The organism is Tepidibacillus infernus (genome assembly GCF_048898065.1).
In the GTDB taxonomy this organism is placed as follows: domain Bacteria; phylum Bacillota; class Bacilli; order Tepidibacillales; family Tepidibacillaceae; genus Tepidibacillus_B; species Tepidibacillus_B infernus.
Genome location: NZ_JBLWFI010000001.1, coordinates 2,046,140 through 2,049,225, shown reverse-complemented (window position 1 = coordinate 2,049,225; position 3,086 = coordinate 2,046,140). Strand labels below are relative to the sequence as shown.

General features: G+C 35.6%; 4 protein-coding genes and 2 pseudogenes. 5 read left to right on the top strand and 1 reads right to left on the bottom strand.

Annotation, left to right across the window (positions count from 1 at the left end):
• Positions 1 to 496, bottom strand: a 496-nt coding sequence (locus TEPIDINF_RS10295) for an IS110 family transposase (RefSeq protein ID WP_421691931.1), incomplete at its 3' end; no start/stop codon positions are given.
• 166 nt (positions 497 to 662) lie between these two features.
• Between TEPIDINF_RS10295 and TEPIDINF_RS10290 the strand changes: the two are divergent.
• The 5 genes and pseudogenes from TEPIDINF_RS10290 to TEPIDINF_RS10270 all read left to right on the top strand — a co-directional run.
• Positions 663 to 812 (top strand): annotated as a pseudogene (locus tag TEPIDINF_RS10290) (IS91 family transposase); the annotation flags it as partial.
• 137 nt (positions 813 to 949) lie between these two features.
• Positions 950 to 1,370 (top strand): annotated as a pseudogene (tnpA, locus tag TEPIDINF_RS10285) (IS200/IS605 family transposase).
• Position 1,371: 1 nt separating this feature from the next.
• On the top strand, positions 1,372 to 1,887 hold the full coding sequence (locus TEPIDINF_RS10280; RefSeq protein ID WP_421691930.1) for a hypothetical protein: 516 nt from the start codon (positions 1,372 to 1,374) through the stop codon (positions 1,885 to 1,887).
• The gene (locus tag TEPIDINF_RS10275; RefSeq protein WP_421691929.1) at positions 1,854 to 2,540 is read left to right on the top strand and encodes an RNA-guided endonuclease InsQ/TnpB family protein; all 687 of its coding nucleotides are present in this window, start codon (positions 1,854 to 1,856) and stop codon (positions 2,538 to 2,540) included. Before TEPIDINF_RS10280 ends, TEPIDINF_RS10275 begins: the two co-directional genes overlap by 34 nt.
• 92 nt (positions 2,541 to 2,632) lie before the next feature.
• The gene (locus TEPIDINF_RS10270) at positions 2,633 to 2,953 is read left to right on the top strand and encodes a hypothetical protein (protein ID WP_421691928.1); all 321 of its coding nucleotides are present in this window, start codon (positions 2,633 to 2,635) and stop codon (positions 2,951 to 2,953) included.
• Positions 2,954 to 3,086 lie beyond the last annotated feature (133 nt).

The window sequence follows — 3,086 nt, the reverse complement described above, 5'->3', positions numbered from 1 at the left end:
TAGCCCGTGTTAAGTTTTGAAGTTGTCTAAATACGCCAGCAGAAAGCTTAGAATTAGTAGCTTTATTGCCAACCAATGCTTCGGCAATTAGGTACAAATCTATGTCATCGGTTTTGGTATAAGTAAGGTGTTGCTTCCGTTCTTCATGAGTTGAAGCTGGATTGATAATGTGAACAGAATAGCCCTTCTCTGTTAAGATACGAACAATATCTTCGTAGTGGTGGCCAGTTGCTTCTATACCAACAAATACTTTCTCAGCACGGCATGAATGTTTGGCATCTTCAATCTTTTGGATAAGATACTTCATTCCAGTATGATTAACCATGAAGGAAAATGATGTCTGAATCACTTCACCAAAGTAATTTAAGATCATGGATTTCTGTAAAACCTTTGAAACATCAATTGGAACAAGTAATACCTTTTCTAAATCAGCACCTTTAAGTTCTTTTGCGAATTGACTTCTTCTTAAACCTTGTTTACTATTAAGTAGTCTCATTGACTATGACCTCCTTGTAGGGTGGATGATTGAGTAAACTTGGTTAAGTATTTCAATCATATCATAGTCACTGGGATATTTTTGTGTCTAAAAACATTATTTCATACACCAGAAAGTTTAAAATTTTATCCTACTACAGTCCTTGATACTGTGGTATTTTTGTTATATGGAGACAAACATATTGAAACGTATTTTCTTTGATCAACATCAACATTGGGAAAAATTCAAAAATAAATACGGAAGAAAAATCAGACCAATCGTAATTAAAGAAGTAGAGAAATTCTGCGATTGCGGCGATTTTAAAAAAGAATTTAAGTATAAGCGGTCAGAATCCTCCGCATTTTAATGGGGAGATGAAAGACCGCCTTCTTTTTGTAATCTTACATACTATATGTGTTTTAATGAAAACTTACTTTTATGGCTATAAAAGGCTCTATATTATATACTATATGTATGAAAAACAAATCTAATCTCACGTATGCTCGAACGTGTGTTTATAACGTTAATTACCACAATTGTATGGTCGGTAAAGTACCGAAGAAAAGTGTTGACGAATGAAATTGAACAATATTTAAAAGAACTATTTCAAGATATTGCGAAAGAAAAGGGGTTTGAAGTTATCATGATGGAGGTAGGTGAACAAGATCATATTCATGTGTTTGTTTCTGCACATCCGAAAATAGCCCCATCTTACATCGTCAAAATGTTAAAAGGAATATCGGGAAGAAAAATGTTTTTGAAGTTTCCTGAAATAAAAAAATACTTATGGAAAGGTCATTTGTGGAACAGCAGTTTCTACATCGAAACGGTTGGCTCTATTAGTGAAGATGTCATAAAAAGATACATTGAAAATCAATCGAAAGGTGGTGAGTGATATGATTCGTGCCTCTTATTTCATATACAAACCCAATCAAGAAACGGACTTGATCTTATCGCAATTGGGTTATGTTGCAAGAAAACTGTGGAATGTGGCAAACTTGCCTTCTCAATCGGCACATGAGGTCTTAAAGGTTTTACAAGAAGCATGGGAGTCTTTTTTTGAGCTGAAAAAATCAGGGGATATAGAAAATCCAAAACCGCCAAGATTCAAACAAACAAAGTTTAATGTAAAGTTTCTAAATAACGGTTTTCGGGTGGAAGAAAATCGCCTGCGTTTATCAATTCCAAAACAACTTAAAAAATATCTTCGTGAAAAATATGGAATTGAACAAAAATTTGTTTATATTCCGGTACCAAAACATATTGAATTAGGCATTATCAAAACCGTTGAAGGAAAATCCCTATCCAAAGGGGAATATAAAATCATCCTTGCACAAGAATACAATGATATTCCTATTAAAAAGACCAGCACAAAATTATGGCAATTGACATCGGAATTGCCAATGCCTTAACATGTTATGACTATCATGGACGTTCTCATATCATCTCAGGTCGCCAATGGATGTCTGTTGAGCGGTACTTTCACAAGAAAATAGCATACTATCAAGCTATTTCTGACGCTCAACAGTCGGCAAAAGGAATAAAATACCCAAAAAAATCAAGGGGAGTTCTTCAATTATATAAGAAAAAGAACAGGCAAACGTTTCATATTCTGCATTGCATGACGAGAAAAGTCATTGACTTAGCGGTACAGCATGGAGTGAAAACCATTGTCATTGGGGACATAACAGGTATTCGGGAACAGGCTCGCTTTGGGAAGAAAACGAATCAGAAGTTTCATAGACTACCTTATCGAAAGATTGTAAAAATGATGACATACAAAGCAGAAGAAAAAGGAATTTCAGTAGAAACTGTTTCAGAAGATTACACTTCCCAAACTTGTTCTGTTTGTAAACCGATGCCGTCAAAAGAATATGCAAAAAAAGCAAACCGCAAACATAGAGGACTATATGTTTGTGAAGACTGTAAAACGGTTTTAAACGCTGACGTAAATGGAGCCATCAATATTGGTAAAAAGTATCTGAAAGGGCTAAATGCTCAATCAGTAGTGGTGTTGGACACACCAATCGTGTATACGTTTAACGGACAACAGTTCGTGGCGTAGAACGAGAAGCTCGTCATTTCAATGACGATGCTGAAGTAGTATTTATTAGTGATGCAAGCTTTGCTACACCTTCATCTGATGCTCAATTAATCGTGGTCGACAAAGTTACAAGTGTGCTTAATGCTGATGGCGATACTGTTAACAAAGTTTATGGATTTGTTGACGGTAAGGCTGTAACTGTGTTGGCTGAAAACGGTGTAGTTGTTTCTGCTGCTAGAGGAGATGTTATTGAAGTAACATACAACTCTAAAGGCGAAATTGATAGTGTACCAGTTGTTAACTATGATGCAAGTGCTAAAACAGGTACAAAAGTTGATGCTAAATCTGATACAACTATTGTTGTTGGTGGTTTTGCATATAACTTAGCTGATACAGTTGGACTTGAGTCAATATCTTGGACACAAAAAAGTTAAGTTGTTTGTAAGTCACTTGTCGGCGGTTTTGAGTATCTCCGTTTTGCCTCTAATCCGACAAGGTCTTGCTCTGCCATGTATCTCAGCTGAAAGATATAGTATGCCTAAGCCGTTGATTTCAATTGATCTTCCA